Genomic DNA, 14,973 nt, shown 5'->3' with positions numbered 1-14,973 from the left:
CGTCCGTTCATGGTCTGGCTCCAGGCTGGCTGTGATGCGCAGCATGCGCCACAGCAGCCAGCCCGGAGCAGGAAACCGGACATTTCTAATGAGCCAGAACCGGACATTTCTAAAAAGCTCTGACAACAAAAAGTTCGATAATTTATCTTATGTAAAATCAAGTTTTCATCTGTAGCTAACCGCGCCAACTGCCATGATTCCCCTGAGTCCTCTGATCGGCTCACCGGCTTAAAGCTGAACACCCCGCGTTAGCGCGCCATCGACAACAAGGTTTGTCCCGCTGACAAAGCTCGCGGCCGGGCTCGCTACGAAGGCCACCGCGTTGGCGATCTCCTGAGGATTTGCCATGCGTCCGGTCGGGTTCAACGCGAGCGCCTTGGCGTAGAGCACCGGGTCGTTGTGCTCGATCCAGTCCCATACACCGCCCTCGAAGTACACATTGCCGGGAGACACCGTATTGGCGCGGATGCCCTTGGACGCCAGTTGATGGGCCAGACCTTGCACGTAGTGAACCAGCGCGGCCTTGAAAGTACCGTAGGGTCCGGCAGCGAAGTCTATTTCCCGCCCGGAAACGCTAGAGATTGCGACGATGGATCCAGCCTTGCTCGACTCGAGAAACGGTAGTGCCGCGTCGACAAGATTCACCGTGCCGAGCAGGTCTGTTTCGAATTCCTTGCGCCACGAGTTGATATCGTTGTCGATCGCCAGCGCACTCACGTTCGCGACTACGATATCGAGTCCCTCCCACTGAGCCCCGACGCTTGCGACCCACGCCTTCAAGGCAACGCCATCGGCCACGTCGATTGACGCACCCAGCGCCCGTCCCCCGCTGAGTCCTTTCAGTTCCGTCGCTGCCGCTTCGACAGCCGCGACATTCCGCGCGCAAATCGCGACATCAGCACCCTCCTTCGCAAGCGTCCGTGCGATCGCGAGGCCGATGCCCTTGGTGCCGCCGGTGACGATCGCTTTCAAACCCTTGAGTTGCAAATCCATGGTCGGTAGTCCTGAAAAATGGCAGGTTTTCGTGGTCAGCGCTTCGGAAGGTATTTCTTCGCCACCTTGCAGATATAGGTGAACTTGGGGTTGACCATCTGCGTGCAGCGGGCTTCGGCGATCTGCCCCAGCAACATGTAAGCTTCCGACGCCGGGATCCGGTATTCCTCCTCGAGCCAGTAGATCATTTCCTCAAAGGCGATTCGCAAGGCGTCGTCAAGTGGACGGGCGCAACCAACCGTGCAGATGTGCGTCGGCGTTTCGATGCGCGGCCACGTCATGTGTCTGGGCGCCGGCAAGAGATCCACCTTCAGCGTCAGATGGCCGCGAATCTCGATAGCGCCCATGCCGTTGCATTCTGCATCTCCCTGCAAGGCGTGTACGTCGCCGAAATAGAGGTACGCGCCTTCATGGAATACCGGGAACATGATGCGGTTGCCATTGGTGACCTCCTGGACGTCCAGGTTGCCGCCATGCACGCCGTTGTCGATCGTGAGCGTGCCCCCGGCGACCGGCGCCACCCCGATCACACCGACCATCGGGTGGGCGTCAAGCTTGAGGGTATCGCTCCAGTGCACGATGCCGTTTTCCACCACGACGTTGCGGTTCTGGATGCCGAATTCTTTTTTGCGCACCCAGTCGGGAAAGATGCCGATGCCTGGCCAGAGCGCCGTATAACCGAGTCCGTGCACGCCGACGTCAAGCACGTCGATCACCACCATGTCGCCGGGCTTGGCACCCTTCAGCCGCACCGGGCCGGTCGCCGGATTGACAAAAGGCAGCGTCACCTTCGTTTCATCGAGCTTCTCGTGCACATGCGTGATCAGATGGCCGCCGATGTTCAGCTCCGTCTCCACCTCGAAGGTTTCACCGGGCACTACTTCGGCGATGAAGCTGTCGGTCGCGGCGAGCGCGTACTTCAATTGTTGCTTGCTGATGACCTGACGATTCGTGGACGCAATGTTCATGGTTTTATCGGATTGGGTGGAGTGAGCAAGATCAGTCGAACTTGTTCCAGGGCATCAGGAAGCGCTCCAGTCGTCCGACGAGAAACGAAAGGAACAACGCGAGGGCAATCGTCACCACCACGCCTGCGAATACCTTGGGAATGATGTAGAGGCTCCCCGCCTTGAAGATGGCATGCCCGAGCCCGTCGGACGACGACATGAACTCGCCGAGGATCGCGCCGATCAGCGCAAAGCCGACAGTCAGTTTCAGGCCCGCGAAGATGTCGCGCAGTGACGCAGGGATAACCAGCTTGGTGAAGACCTGTCGCTTGGCGGCTCCGAGCGTGCGCATCAGGTTGACCTGATCGTCGTCGACACCGGTTGCTCCCTTGTAGGCGATGACCAGCGCCACCACCACGACCGATAGCGTGGACATCGCAAGCTTCGAGGCGAGTCCGGTGCCGAACCAGATGATCACGAGCGGCGCGAGCGCGACCACGGGTATGGAGCCCAGCGCGACGATGAACGGATACATCACTTTCGACACGAAGCGCGAATACCAGAGCAGCAGCCCGAGCAACGTCCCAATGACGTTGCCCAGCAAGAACCCCAGCAATGTCTCCATGCCGGTCACGCTCGCATCGTGAACCAGGCTGCCGTCCTCCTGCATTTTCACGAGAAAATCCCAGATCTGAGCAGGCGAACCGAAGAGAAATGCGTTGAGCGCCTGCTTCGATGTCGCGTATTGCCATAGACCGAGAAGCACGGCGAGCAAACCAAACTGGCACGCGAAGACCGCCAGCCTGCCTCGCACATGTTTCCAGACGCGGCGCCGCCTGGCGGACGCCGGTTTGCGTGCCGGTGAATCCAGTGGTGACGCATTGCCTGTTTCTTCGAACATCCGGACCTTCCTCTTCAGTTGCCGTGTCAGGATCGCGCCATGCGCACATCGAGCTCGGACCAGATCTCACGTACCAGCGCAGCAAATCCCGGCGCGTCGCGCATCGCCATCATGTCGCTGCGATCGCCCTGCAGGCGGATATCGTGGATCGCCTTGATACGCGACGGCCGATGCGTAAGCACTATTACGCGGTCCGATAACGATACGGCCTCCTCCACATCGTGCGTGATGAGCAGTACAGAACGCCCGTCGCTTCGAACGAGCTTGGCCATGTCGCTTTCGAGCACGACTTTCGTCTGAAAATCGAGCGCGGCGAAAGGCTCGTCGAGCAGGATCACGTCAGGGCCCGTGACCAGCGTTCGCGCGAGCGCCACGCGCTGGCGCATACCGCCGGACAGTGCGCTCGGGTAGTAGTCGTGGAACGGCCCGAGACCCACCTTGTAGAGCATCGCGTGGGCTTTCTTTTCACGCTCGGCGCGCGGCATGCCGGTCAGTTCGAGTCCGAGCGTGACGTTTGCAAGCGCCGTTCGCCACGACATCAGCATGTCCTTCTGCAGCATGTAGCCGATGCCCTTCGGGACATCGGCGAGCGGCTTGCCGTGCCAGAGCACGTCGCCGCGCGTCGGCCGCACGAGTCCGCTCATCAGGTTCAGCAGTGTGGTCTTGCCGCACCCCGATGGTCCTACCAGACTCACGATCTCCCCCGCTTTCAGACTGAACGAGATGTCGCCGATGACCGGGCTCGCGCCGTCATCGCCATAGGTCTTGCCGATGTTGCGGGCAGTCAGCGGCACACCGGCGGCTCCCTTCGTGCCGGTTGCGCCGTATGCATCACCCTCTCGCATGACGGCGTTGCTCACTTGGACGCGACCGCCGTGCCGCTACCTGCCGCGGCTACCTTTGCCGCCTTGTCGGCGTACCGGTTATCGATCACATCGCCAAAGGCCACTGACGCCTGCACGTTGCCGAGGTACTTCTGCATTGCCATCAGGTTGGCCCACTGCTTCTGGTCAACAGGGATCGTCTGCGCCGGGATCTTGTATTGCAATTCCATGTCGATGGCGCGGTCGACCACGTCGCCCGGGACATCGGGAAATTCAGCGCGCGCCACCTGCTTGGCGTAGTCAGGCTTCGCGTAGGTCAGACGCGCCGACTCTTCGAGCGCATCGACAAGTGCCTGGACCACGTCGGGATGGGCCTTCACGTACTCGGGCAGGACCATCACGCCGGTGTTACAGAACGGACCCATGTAGCTCGAGAAGTCGAACACGACCTTCGCGCCCTGCGCGATCGCCGCCGCAACGTTCGGCTGATACGCGACCGCCACGTCGGCACGGCCCGCAAGCATTGCGCCGATCTCGGTGCCCGGATTCACTTCGATGATCTTCGCGTCGGTGCCGAGCTTCAGCCCGTTATCCTGCATGAGCTTCTTGGTGACGCTGTAGTTGGTGTTCGGATCGGGCGAGGTCACGAACGTCAGTCCCTTGAAATCCTTGGGACTTGTAATCGGCGCGGCAACGGTCTTCGACACGCCGAAGTAGTGCGCGCGCTGCACCAGTGTGCCGATTACCAAGCCGGGACCGCCGCGCTCCCGCGACATCTCGACCATCGTGGGGTCGCCCACCGCGAACTGCGCGGTCTTGCCGAGTACGGCGGCAAAGGCCTGTGTATCGCCGCCGGCGGCCGTCACGTGCAGTGTCAGCCCGTGCTTCTCGAAGATCTTCGCGTGCTGTCCGACGTAGAGATCGATGTACCCCAGGTTATGGACGGCCTCGACGAACTCGATCGGTTGCGCCGGTGCGGCCAGCGCCGCATCGCTCAGGCCGCCCGCAGACGCGAGCAGTAACGCGATACAAGCACTGGATCTGGAGGCGCATATAAGGGTCGTCATGTTGGTCGAACTCCGCGCAGTTTCATGTGAATGAAAGGCCATCCGTCGCCAGGCGCCTGCCCGGTGTGCCTCTCGTTGGGACTATCATATGAACTCAATAAACGCTCCATTTGCTCTGAAGCGAACGAAGTCTTGCCGTATAGCGCACACGTAGACGACCGATGACGGGCGAACATGCGCGAATGCCCATCCTCTCAAGATGAGCCGCGCCCTCGCCTAAGCGCCCTCCTCACCCATCCCAACTGGTGTTACCGCCCGCTTATGTCTATGCTTCCTTAACCCCTTGCCCACTCGCAGCGCCAACGACGCTTCCGCGCCACACGAAGCCGTCCAGAACCCAGCAAGGGGGAAACCTAAAACGGAGAAAATTCAATGACAGTATCGATCTCGCGGCGCGCCATTCTGCTGTTCGCCGCTCTCGCGCTCTCGGGCGCGATGTCGCTCGCGCAAGCGGCGCCGGTCTCATTTACCGTACCGCTCACGGGCGACCAGCAGGTGCCTCCGGTGCAAACCCCGGGCAGCGGCACCGCTAACCTCACGTACGATTCCAGCACTCACGTCGTGACGTGGAACATCACGTTTAGCGGTTTGACGAGTCCTGCCACCATGGCGCATTTTCACGGCCCGGCTCCCGCCGGTAAAAACGGCGGCGTGAAGGTATGGATCTCGCAGAAAGGCAATATGTCCGTGACGAGCCCGCTCAGCGGTCAGGCAACGCTGTCCGCGGACGATGCCCAGATGTTCGAAGCCGGCAATATGTACATCAACATCCACACCAAGACCAACCCGGGTGGTGAGATCCGCGGCCAGGTCATGCCGCCGAAGGGCAACTGACGCACCGCGCTTTAGCCATCGCAGCAGACTTGGTCAGAGATAGGCCGCAAGCACCACCACTACGGCAGCGCCAATCGCAAGCGGCAGCAGCGCCAGCACCGCTGGCCTCTGCCGCGGCGCGGCAATATTCGAAGGCAGCGCCTTATAGCCTGTCAGCATCGGGCGCAGCAAGTTGTGCCGCTTCACCACCGCGTAGAGCGCGATCACCAGCACATGCAGTACGACTGCCGCCAGCAGCAGATCCCACACCACCCCGTGCAGCGTGGAAATCGCACTGGCGATCCAGGCGGGCACCCATTCGCTCAACGGACCCTCGTCCGCCACCTCGTTGTACACGTACAGCCCGCTTAACGTCTCAAGCAAGAGAAGGACGAGCAGCAACAAGACCATCCATCCGCCCGCCGCGTTATGACCCACCTGCTCGTCCGGCTCGCGGCGAAACAGGTGCGACAGATGCCGCAACGCGGCCGCTGGTGACGCCACAAAACTTCTGAAGCGCGCCGTATCGCTGCCGAAGCAGCCCCACAGCAATCTGAACAGCAGCAACGCCAGTAGCGCTTCGCCGGCCCGCACATGCCAATCGATCAGGTTCAGCTTTAACGTCGCATAAGCGGCCGCGACCAGCGCCACCATCAACCAGTGAAACAGGCGCGTCGGCGCATCCCACACGAGCACGCGGCGACGACCCGGTTGTCCCGGCGGCGAAACGGGTTCGTCAGCGTCCATGAAGTTGCGCCTCCTCAGTGAAGCGGCCAGCAGCGATAGCGATCCGGATGCAACAGCAAGCTAGAAGAGATACAGCCCCGCGACAAACACCACGCCCGAGAACAGCAGCGCCGTCACGCAATATCCCATGATGTCGCGCACACCAAGGCCGGCAATCGCCAGCGCGGGAAGTGCCCAGAACGGTTGCGCCATATTGGTCCAGGCCTCGCCATAGGCGATCGCCATTGCCGATTTGCCAAGGTCCGCATGCAGTGCTTGCGCGGCAGGCATGACGAAAGGCCCCTGCACCACCCAATGGCCGCCGCCGCTCGGCACGGCAAAATTGATCACCGCCGAACTGAGGAACGCAAGCAGCGGGAACGTGTGCACGTTGGCGATCTCGACAAACCATGTGGTGATAATGCCGGCCAGTCCCGAATGATCCATCAGCGCCTGAATCCCGGCGTAAAACGGAAACTGGATCATGATCGCGGAAGCCCCCTTCGCTGCCGCGCCCACAGCGCGCGCATACGCCATCGGCGTCTTGTGCAGCACCATGCCGGCGGCGAGGAACACCAGGTTCACGGTATCGATGTCAAGCGTAAACCCCTTCTGCACCGTACGCACCACCAGATACACCGCGCATATCAGCGCAACCAGTAGCGCCAGTAAACGGCTTTCCTCGAGCCGTTCGGCGAGCGTCGCGTCAGGCGGGAGCTTACGCTCGACGGATGGCGGGTCCTCGAGCAAGGCCGGGTCCACTGCCACGACATCCTCGGGTTTGGGCATCATCAAGCGTGCAAGGATCGGCAGCAGCAGGATCAGACCAAACGTGATGAAGGCGTTATAGCCGGTGAAAATCGTGTGCGAGACGGGAATCAGTCCAATGGTCTTTTCCATCGGATTACCCTTCGTGGCCGCAACAAGCGGCACTGACCCGGACAGCCCGCCGTGCCACGTGAGGAAGCCCATATACGCGGACGCCACCAGCAAACGATAGTCGGTGCCCTTCACGCGCCGCGCCACTTCGCGCGCCAGCATCGCGCCGAGCACGAGGCCGAAGCCCCAGTTGATGGCACATGCAATCGCGCCGCAAAACGCCACCAGCATGACGCCTTGAGCAGGCGTGCGGGCCGAACTTGCCAAAGCGATCAACAACCGTTTCACCGGCCCTGAACTGGCGAGCGCATGACCGGTCACCAGAATCATTGCCATCTGCATCGAGAACGCCAGCAGGTTCCAGAAACCGCCGCCCCACATCGTCACCAGTTCCGCCGGCGCTTTCGGCGTCAAACTGAAGGCCAGCACGAACGTTGCGATCGTCAGGAAAATCGCAAAGATCAGCGGGTCAGGCAATACGCGATGCACCACCTGAGTAAAAAAGCGCGAGATACGCTGAATCAACTGTCTACTCCTCGTCACCAATGATATTTTTAGCGGGCGGTTTAAATCTTGCGCCGGATTGCGTTGGCCGCGTCCTTTCCGCCTACTTCCCGGCCGGGATTCTTGCATGAAATGAGGGGTTTTGCTGCGACGCAGGCACGCGTCCTGCGTCGCCACGTATCTACATAGGAGATTGCCTGATTATGGAATATCGTCAACTTGGCCGTTCCGGCCTCAAGGTGTCGACCGTCACGCTCGGCACGATGACAATGGGTGGCAAAGGGAAATTTGCGAGTGTCGGTGAAGTGGGCCTCGAGGAGGCGCGCCGGCAGATCGATATGTGCCTCGAAGCCGGCGTCAACCTGATCGACACGGCGGATGTCTATTCGAATGGCGCGTCGGAAGAGATTGTTGGCGCGGCGCTCGGCGGCAAGCGCAAAGGCGGCGTGCTGATCGCCACCAAGGCGCGCTTTCCGATGGGCGATGGCCCGAACGATCGCGGCCTGTCGCGGCATCATCTGATCGAAGCGTGCGAGGCGAGCCTGCGGCGTCTCAAGACAGATGTGATCGACCTCTACCAGGTGCACGAGTGGGACGGCCTCACGCCGCTCGAGGAAACGCTCGAAGCGCTCGATATGCTGGTGCGGCACGGCAAGGTCCGCTATGTCGGCTGCTCGAACTACTCGGGCTGGCATCTGATGAAGGCGCTGCACGTGAGCGAACGGGACCGTCTGCCGCGCTTCGTGAGCCAGCAGATCCACTACACGCTCGAGGCACGCGAAGCGGAATACGAACTTGCACCGCTTTCGCTCGATCAGGGGCTCGGCATTCTGGTGTGGAGTCCGCTGGCCGGCGGTCTGTTGTCGGGCAAGCATCGTCGCGACACGACGCCGGAAGGCACGCGCCAGCTCGCGGGCTGGACCGAACCGCCGATCCGCGATCAGGACCGCCTCTGGAACATCGTCGACGCGCTAGTCGAGACTGCCGGCGAGCTCAATATCTCCGCCGCGCAGGTCGCGCTGGCGTGGACACTGGGACGCCCGGCGGTCGCTTCGGTGATCATTGGTGGGCGCAACGAGAAGCAACTGCGGGATAACCTCGGTGCGGCCGAGGTCAAGCTGAGCGACGCGCAGCGCGAGCGGCTCGACCAGGTTAGCGCCCCTCCTCTGCTCTACCCCTACTGGCATCAGTTGCAGACCGCGAGCGACCGCCTTGGCGCGGCCGATCTGTCGCTGCTGGGGCCGCATCTGAAGAAGAAGGCGTAGGCACACTGCCGCCGGAGCCACACGTAAAGCAAAAGCCGGCCGTCAGCTCTCGTTGACGACCGGCTTTTTATACTGCCTTGTTTGCGCTATCCGCGCACCCTGCTCAGAACTTGTGGCGCAGACCGACGCTGACCAGTTCCTGGGTGTTGGTGCCGCCGTAGCCGTACGAGCCCACGGAAGCCTGTGCGGCCACGATACCCGTACCGGCGGTGTCAAGCGTATCGCCGCTGGCGTGCTGCCATGCGCCCACCAGATACACATCGGTGCGCTTCGACAGGTTGTAGTCCGCGCCCACCGAAACCTGGTGGTACGTGGCAGCCGTTTCGCCGCTCGACTTCGTATAGCTGTAGCCCACGCCCACCAGGAGCGCCGGCGTAGCCTGATAGTTCAGGAAGCCCTGTCCGGTGTTGAACTTCTCCGTCGAGGCGAACGCCGATTGTCCATCTGCCTTGTACTGCGAGTTGCTGTAGGCGCCGCCGAATGTGAACGGACCGGCCACATACTGCACTGCGACGCGCCCAATATTGATGGACTTGGCGCTCTGCAGGCCAAGGTTGATCAGCGAGCCATCGAAGGTGCCGTCAGAGGTGCTGGACCAGCCCGACCCGGTGGCTGTCGAGGCGCGCACGAGACCATCCGTCGTCTCGTTGTCGGCAACGAAGTAACCCGCGGCCACCGAGAGCGGACCGTTAGCATACGTCGCTGCTGCCGACCAGGTCTGTCCCGAACCCGTCTGCCCAGCCACGCCGCCAAGCGCATACATGCCTTCGACCTGGAAGCCCGCGAACACCGGTGACACGTACTTGATGGCGTTATTGGTACGCGAGCTGTTGTCGTAGTTGTCGACGTCACCTGCCGTAGCGAACGCGCTGCCGAAATAGTTGTCTTCCGTGATGCCCTGCACCATATCGACGAGCGGATCGTACTGGCGACCCAGCGTGAACGTGCCGTACTGGTCTGCGCTCAAACCGACAAATGCCTGACGGCCAAACAGGCGGCCGCCCTGTGCGAGGCCGCCCGTGCTCGGGTTAAAGCCGTTTTCCAACTGGAAGATGGCCTTCAGACCGCCGCCCAGGTCTTCCGTGCCCTTCAGGCCCCAGCGGGTGCCGGACAGGTCGCCATTGCTGGCGTTGCCAACCGACCATTGGTTCTGGCCAGCTGCATTCGCGTTATGGACGAAAGTAACGGCGGTATCGATCGTGCCATAAAGCGTTACGCTGCTTTGTGCATGGGCCACACCAGCAGCGCCCAGCAGTGCGAGAGAGAGCGTGGACAGCGTAATTCTTTTCATCATTTCTCCGTGCAGATGAACGATTGGTTATTGCGAAAAGGACAATAACGCGCCGGACTCTTCCGGGACACTGAAAAAAATTTCTGTCGTAAAAAGTCTACAAGGCGTGAAATCCTTATCCCATAAGGTTTTTCCGGACTATTGCTGGAGGAGAAATACTCATTTGATGCAAAGGAGGGTATTGATTCATAGTTAACAGAAATGCAATAGACTTTCTGTTAATTGGCTTATTCCTTCATTTCCAGACAAGAAAGCAAGCTGAAATGTTCAGGTGATTTAAAAATATCGCCTCAATTAGCCGCTTAATCCATTTTTCAGAACGCATTTGCCAGGTTTTTTACGAATCCATTTTCAGGCTTTAAAACTCACTCCGCCGCATTCTGCGAACGCCGGTAATGAATATGCGCCGGGACCTGCAGCGAATCGGGATGCGCATTGCCTTCTAGCATCGAAAACACGCAGCGCAAGCTGTGCTCGGCGAGTTGCCGGCTGTCCTGCACGATGGCGTCGATGGCGAGCGGCAGGCAGTCGAGGAGCGGATGGTCGTCGAACGACATCAGCCGGCCCGGTGCCTGCGCCAGCTTATGCGCCTCGCTCATGAACGACAGCACGCCCTCGAGCAGGGTAATCGAGCCGGCGAACAGCGCCTGCGGATAGCGCCCGTGGGTCGCGAACCAGGCCTGCATCAGCGCACGGCCGGATTCGCGCTGGAAGTCGCGCTGGTGGACCCAGTCGGGCTGCTCGGCGAAGCCATGCGCCGCCAGCGCCTGACGGTAACCGGCGAGCCGGTCGCAGCTCGCCGACAGTTCCGCCTGGCCGCCGAAGTACACCACTTCGCTCGCACCCTGCTTCAGCGCGTCGCCGACCAGCGTCGCGACGATTTCGGTCGCATCGGTCACGACATACGGAATTTCGCTCTGCTCGACCCGGCGATCGGCGAACACGAGCGGAAGGCGCTTCACCCACTTCTGGTAGCGCTCCGGATCGGCGGTACACGGCACGACCACGAGCCCGTCCACCTGATGCGAAACCAGGTGCGTAATCCCTTCGGTCTCGCGCACCGGATCTTCGTCGCTGGTCACCACCACCAGTTGATAGCTGTACTGCTCGCGGCAGCGCCATTCCATCGCCTGAGCCAGCGCAGAGTGCACGGAGTTGGTGAGGTCGGGGATCACGAGGCCAATCGTGTTGCTGCGGCGCGAGCGTAGCGCGCGCGCCGACTTCGACGGCGTGAAATTTTGCTCTTTGGCGACCTGAAGCACGCGCTCGACGGTAGCCGCGGAGATGCGATAGCGCTCGGCATAGCCGTTGAGCACCATGCTCGCGGTTGTGCGGGACACGTTCGCCAGACGGGCGATGTCGTCAATGGTCAGACGCTCGAACTGGGACACGCGGGCTTCCTCGCGGCAGGGTGTTGACGACGTTGATATCCGTGCCGGATGGTACTACGGGGACGCGCCGGTGAAAACGTACTCCCTGATCTGGACAGTCGAGAGGTTAACGCTGGGACAACTGTGCAATCTGCTGCGAGATCGATTGCACAGCTAACTGCTTCGCTGCTCGAGACGCTGGTCGAGGCGCTGTTTGAGCCGCTGCGGCACCAGTACCGGCAAACGCAACAGAAAGCCGCAGAAGAGCCGCAGGTGCATCCACGACAGCAGCAGGTTGTCGCGCAGATAGTTGAAGTGCGATACGCCACCTTCGTCGGCGCGGAAATAGCGCACCGGTGCTTCGATCCTGATGGGCCGAACGCCCTCCCAGCACAGACGCACCGCTGCTTCCGGATCGAAGTCGAAGCGCCGCATCCATACATGGCGGCTCATCACCTCACGCAACGGCTCGACCGGGTACACGCGAAAACCGAAGAGCGAATCGCCGATTCCCGACCACAAGGTTTCGAGGTTGGCGCAGCCATTGGACAGACGCCGCCAATATACGCGCAACCTGGGCGCGTTCGAATCGAACTTCGGCAAGCCCAGCACCATGGCGCCGGGCTGCGCCTGCGAGGTGGCCATGAAGCGCGCAATCAGATCGGCCGGGTGCTGGCCATCGGAGTCCATCGTGAGGACATGCGTGAAACCGAGGCTGGAGGCTTGCGCAAGTCCGATCAGCACGGCCGCCCCTTTGCCCTGATTGTGCGGCAGCACGATCACGCGCAAGCCCTCGTCGTGTTCGGCCATCGCCTGCAAGCGTTGGGCACTGTTGTCCGTGCTGCCGTCGACGATCACCCACACAGGGTTCCAGTTCTCGCGCGCGCTGCGCACGGTCTCATAGACCTTTTCGCCGGGGTTGTAGCTCGGAATCATGACCACGTGGGTCGACGATGGGCGGGGTGTGCGCATGGGAAACCGCAGGTTGGGCGCGACTAGCGGATGCGATGGGCCGCCACGTACGCAGCGAGCGAGCCGAGCGACGCGAAGATTTTCTCGTTGTCCGGGTTGTCCGAACGCAGTTCGAAGCCGTACTTCTTCGAAATCAGCAGCGCGATTTCGAGGATATCGATCGAGTCGAGTCCGAACCCTTCGCCGTATAGCAGGGTGTCGGCCGTCACCGTGTCGAGTTGCACGTCTTCGAGATTCAGTTCGCCGACGATCATCGCGGCCAGCTCTTCTTCCAGTTTATTCATTGCGTTTGTATGCCGGAGATCAATGCCAATGGAAGGGGCGTGGAACAGCCAGTATCGGGTCCCTGCGCCGCTCCTCCTGGCTGGCGCATGGGTAGGCCCTCTAGCCCCATCGCAGCGGCGATCTGCCCGCTGTTTTCGAGTTTGTAAAGTCTGGGGCGATTCTAGACGAAGCCATCCCAGGTCGTATACGGGCAAAGGGTTACACGACGTTTTGATCCGGCGTGCGTCTTATGTAAGGCCGTGAAAGTCAAAACCCGCCGCGGACCTCGCCGGGGACGGACGGTACGCTAGAATTGCGCCCGCTGCGCGCGCGGGTCGGGGTCACACAAACAGTTACAAAAGCGGGTGCGAACCCCGTGCGCGCGGACGGGTCTTTAACAGGTCCCTAGCGGGAACAAAAAATGCGTGATGACCGGTATGCCGATGACAAGCGGCAGACCATTCATGTGATGAAAGAACCGGCCAGACGTCGTGCAAGGCAGCGGGCGAACTGGCGTTAAAAATATCCCACCTATGCAGCAAATTGTCCTTATTCCTGACTGGTATCGCGGGGCGAGCGCGCCGACGGCTCGTCAAGGGAGGTCGTCGTGGCTCAGCTAAAGCGTATCGTGAGCGGCGCAGCGACGGTTGGTGTAATCGCGGCATGCGAGCTGGGCACGCACTACGCGGCTAGCACGCCCGGTGCGCAGGGCTTTGGTCTTGCCGTCGTGCTCGCGCCGCTTCTGTTGCTGACGTTGGCCGCCGCGGCCCGCTCGGCGCAGCGCGCCTGGTTGCTGCCGGGCTGGGTCTGCGGCTGCGTGGCGTTGTGGTTTGCGCGCGCGCCACTCGTGCGTCACTTCGAATGGGGCGCCTATTTCGAGCACCTTGCCGTCACCCTTATCATGGCGTTCGCATTTGGGCGCACGCTCGCGGCCGGGCAACGCCCCCTGTGCAGCCAGTTTGCTGCGCTGGTGCACGGCAAACTGACGCCGGCCATTGCTCATTACACGCGCCGGATCACGGTTGCGTGGACCGCGTTCTTCCTGAGCATCGCGGCCCTCTCGACACTGCTGTTTGTCGCGGCACCGGTGGTGGTGTGGTCAACCTTCGCCAACTACATGACGCTGCCGTTGGTGGCCGCCATGTTCGTAGCGGAACATGCATGGCGGCGCGTCGCGTTGCCGAACGTGCAGCGCCCGAGCATGGTCGCCACGGCGCGCGCCTACCGGCATACGATGCACGGCCGGGCCGGACGTGCGCAATGAATCCGGTTCAACCTCCGCGCAGCCCTGAATGGGCGTAGCGCGGAGCCACGGTAACTGCCCTGACTGACGTTATGCCGAGCTTTCCTTTGTTGTTCCACTCATCGTCTGCAGAGACGATTGCCTGGCGCGACGGCGCGCCGGTCTCCGTACGCGAGTTTCTCGCCGACGTAGCGAACCTCGCGAAGACACTGCCGGCCGGTGGCCATGTGTTCAACATGTGTACGGACCGCTATCGTTTCGCGGTCGGCCTGTGCGCGACCCTGGTGGCGGGCAAGATCAGTCTGCTGCCTTCCGCGCATACGCCGGAAGCGGTGCGCCAGCTGGCGTCGTTTGCGCCGGATACGTTTTGCCTGCACGATGCCGCCGACTGCGCCGTCGAATTGCCGCGCTTTCGGTTTCCTTTGCTGGGTGCTGCTGCGCAGTCCTGTGAGTCTTGCGGCGAGGATTTTTCTGCTGATGTTGCGCACTCCGCTGCCCTCTTCCCCACTGCTGCAGAAACCGTCGTGCCGCAGATCGACGCGACCCGTGTCATGGCTTATCTGTTCACCTCAGGTTCGACCGGTGTGCCGGTCCCGCATGGCAAAACATGGGGTAGCCTGGTGCAGTGCCTGCGCACTTCGGCGGCCCGTCTTGGCCTGTTCGGGATGGGTGCCTGCACGCTGGTCGGCACGGTGCCGCCGCAGCACATGTACGGGTTCGAAACCACCGTACTGCTGGCGTTGATCGGCGGCTTCGCGTTCAGTAACCGCCAGCCGTTCTATCCGGGCGATGTCGCCGCTGAGCTTGCAGGTGTTCCGCAGCCGCGGGTGCTGGTCACTTCGCCGGTTCACCTGCGTGCTCTCGTGATGTCCGAGCAGGCGATGCCACCAGTCTCGCTGATGTTGTCTGCGACT

Annotated in this window: 15 protein-coding genes; 4 read left to right on the top strand and 11 right to left on the bottom strand. The window is 61.5% G+C overall.

The window, feature by feature from the left end:
- Positions 1 to 228 precede the first annotated feature (228 nt).
- The 5 genes from M0954_RS15835 to M0954_RS15815 form a co-directional block, all read right to left on the bottom strand.
- Complete coding sequence (locus M0954_RS15835) at positions 229 to 993, bottom strand: SDR family oxidoreductase (RefSeq protein WP_122154795.1); 765 nt, start codon at positions 991 to 993, stop codon at positions 229 to 231.
- Positions 994 to 1,028: 35 nt separating this feature from the next.
- A complete protein-coding gene (locus tag M0954_RS15830) occupies positions 1,029 to 1,916 on the bottom strand; it encodes an acetamidase/formamidase family protein (RefSeq protein ID WP_297354192.1) in 888 nt (295 codons plus the stop codon).
- Positions 1,917 to 1,992: 76 nt separating this feature from the next.
- Positions 1,993 to 2,841, bottom strand: coding sequence for an ABC transporter permease (locus M0954_RS15825; RefSeq protein ID WP_123384033.1), 849 nt, complete (start codon positions 2,839 to 2,841; stop codon positions 1,993 to 1,995).
- 26 nt (positions 2,842 to 2,867) lie between these two features.
- A complete protein-coding gene (locus M0954_RS15820) occupies positions 2,868 to 3,686 on the bottom strand; it encodes an ABC transporter ATP-binding protein (RefSeq protein WP_123385794.1) in 819 nt (272 codons plus the stop codon).
- A gap of 11 nt (positions 3,687 to 3,697) precedes the next feature.
- Positions 3,698 to 4,732 carry an ABC transporter substrate-binding protein gene (locus M0954_RS15815; RefSeq protein WP_297354190.1) on the bottom strand — a complete coding sequence of 345 codons (1,035 nt, stop codon included), beginning with the start codon at positions 4,730 to 4,732 and terminating at the stop codon, positions 3,698 to 3,700.
- A gap of 372 nt (positions 4,733 to 5,104) precedes the next feature.
- Between M0954_RS15815 and M0954_RS15810 the strand changes: the two genes are divergently transcribed.
- On the top strand, positions 5,105 to 5,566 hold the full coding sequence (locus M0954_RS15810) for a CHRD domain-containing protein (protein ID WP_123384034.1): 462 nt from the start codon (positions 5,105 to 5,107) through the stop codon (positions 5,564 to 5,566).
- A gap of 33 nt (positions 5,567 to 5,599) precedes the next feature.
- Here the strand turns inward: M0954_RS15810 and M0954_RS15805 are convergent, their stop codons facing one another.
- A complete protein-coding gene (locus M0954_RS15805; protein ID WP_123384035.1) occupies positions 5,600 to 6,292 on the bottom strand; it encodes a cytochrome b/b6 domain-containing protein in 693 nt (230 codons plus the stop codon).
- Positions 6,293 to 6,352: 60 nt separating this feature from the next.
- Positions 6,353 to 7,675: a TIGR00366 family protein gene (locus M0954_RS15800; RefSeq protein WP_122154790.1), complete on the bottom strand. Its 1,323-nt coding sequence runs from the start codon at positions 7,673 to 7,675 to the stop codon at positions 6,353 to 6,355.
- Positions 7,676 to 7,857: 182 nt separating this feature from the next.
- Between M0954_RS15800 and M0954_RS15795 the strand changes: the two genes are divergently transcribed.
- On the top strand, positions 7,858 to 8,919 hold the full coding sequence (locus M0954_RS15795; protein ID WP_297354188.1) for an aldo/keto reductase: 1,062 nt from the start codon (positions 7,858 to 7,860) through the stop codon (positions 8,917 to 8,919).
- 103 nt (positions 8,920 to 9,022) lie between these two features.
- On the opposite strand, the gene M0954_RS15790 is transcribed toward M0954_RS15795, so the two are convergent.
- From M0954_RS15790 to M0954_RS15775, 4 genes are all read right to left on the bottom strand, one after another.
- The gene (locus M0954_RS15790) at positions 9,023 to 10,210 is read right to left on the bottom strand and encodes a porin (RefSeq protein WP_122154788.1); all 1,188 of its coding nucleotides are present in this window, start codon (positions 10,208 to 10,210) and stop codon (positions 9,023 to 9,025) included.
- A gap of 365 nt (positions 10,211 to 10,575) precedes the next feature.
- Entirely contained in the window at positions 10,576 to 11,601 is a 1,026-nt protein-coding gene (locus M0954_RS15785; protein ID WP_297354186.1) for a LacI family DNA-binding transcriptional regulator, read from the bottom strand.
- Between the two features lie 153 nt (positions 11,602 to 11,754).
- Positions 11,755 to 12,552 (bottom strand): glycosyltransferase family 2 protein, encoded by a 798-nt coding sequence (locus M0954_RS15780; protein ID WP_297354184.1) that lies wholly within the window; start codon positions 12,550 to 12,552, stop codon positions 11,755 to 11,757.
- A gap of 23 nt (positions 12,553 to 12,575) precedes the next feature.
- A complete protein-coding gene (locus tag M0954_RS15775; RefSeq protein ID WP_123384039.1) occupies positions 12,576 to 12,836 on the bottom strand; it encodes a phosphopantetheine-binding protein in 261 nt (86 codons plus the stop codon).
- A 587-nt stretch (positions 12,837 to 13,423) separates the two neighbouring features.
- On the opposite strand from M0954_RS15775, the gene M0954_RS15770 reads away from it, so the two are divergent.
- Together M0954_RS15770 and M0954_RS15765 are read left to right on the top strand one after the other, a co-directional pair.
- Complete coding sequence (locus tag M0954_RS15770; protein WP_123384040.1) at positions 13,424 to 14,080, top strand: hypothetical protein; 657 nt, start codon at positions 13,424 to 13,426, stop codon at positions 14,078 to 14,080.
- Positions 14,081 to 14,151: 71 nt separating this feature from the next.
- A partial coding sequence (locus M0954_RS15765) for an AMP-binding protein (RefSeq protein ID WP_297354182.1) occupies positions 14,152 to 14,973 on the top strand: 822 nt, incomplete at its 3' end.

Source organism: Paraburkholderia sp. (assembly GCF_026225065.1).
Lineage (GTDB): Bacteria > Pseudomonadota > Gammaproteobacteria > Burkholderiales > Burkholderiaceae > Paraburkholderia.
This window is presented reverse-complemented; position numbering and strand designations above follow the sequence as displayed.

Bases quoted from the DNA above. Each gene is read 5' to 3' on its own strand.
- M0954_RS15835 (WP_122154795.1), bottom strand. From the start codon at position 993: ATGGATTTGCAACTCAAGGGTTTGAAAGCGATCGTCACCGGCGGCACC.
- M0954_RS15795 (WP_297354188.1), top strand. From the start codon at position 7,858: ATGGAATATCGTCAACTTGGCCGTTCCGGCCTCAAGGTGTCGACCGTC.
- M0954_RS15825 (WP_123384033.1), bottom strand. From the start codon at position 2,841: ATGTTCGAAGAAACAGGCAATGCGTCACCACTGGATTCACCGGCACGC.
- M0954_RS15805 (WP_123384035.1), bottom strand. From the start codon at position 6,292: ATGGACGCTGACGAACCCGTTTCGCCGCCGGGACAACCGGGTCGTCGC.
- M0954_RS15775 (WP_123384039.1), bottom strand. From the start codon at position 12,836: ATGAATAAACTGGAAGAAGAGCTGGCCGCGATGATCGTCGGCGAACTG.
- M0954_RS15815 (WP_297354190.1), bottom strand. From the start codon at position 4,732: ATGACGACCCTTATATGCGCCTCCAGATCCAGTGCTTGTATCGCGTTA.
- M0954_RS15780 (WP_297354184.1), bottom strand. From the start codon at position 12,552: ATGCGCACACCCCGCCCATCGTCGACCCACGTGGTCATGATTCCGAGC.
- M0954_RS15810 (WP_123384034.1), top strand. From the start codon at position 5,105: ATGACAGTATCGATCTCGCGGCGCGCCATTCTGCTGTTCGCCGCTCTC.
- M0954_RS15790 (WP_122154788.1), bottom strand. From the start codon at position 10,210: ATGAAAAGAATTACGCTGTCCACGCTCTCTCTCGCACTGCTGGGCGCT.
- M0954_RS15820 (WP_123385794.1), bottom strand. From the start codon at position 3,686: ATGCGAGAGGGTGATGCATACGGCGCAACCGGCACGAAGGGAGCCGCC.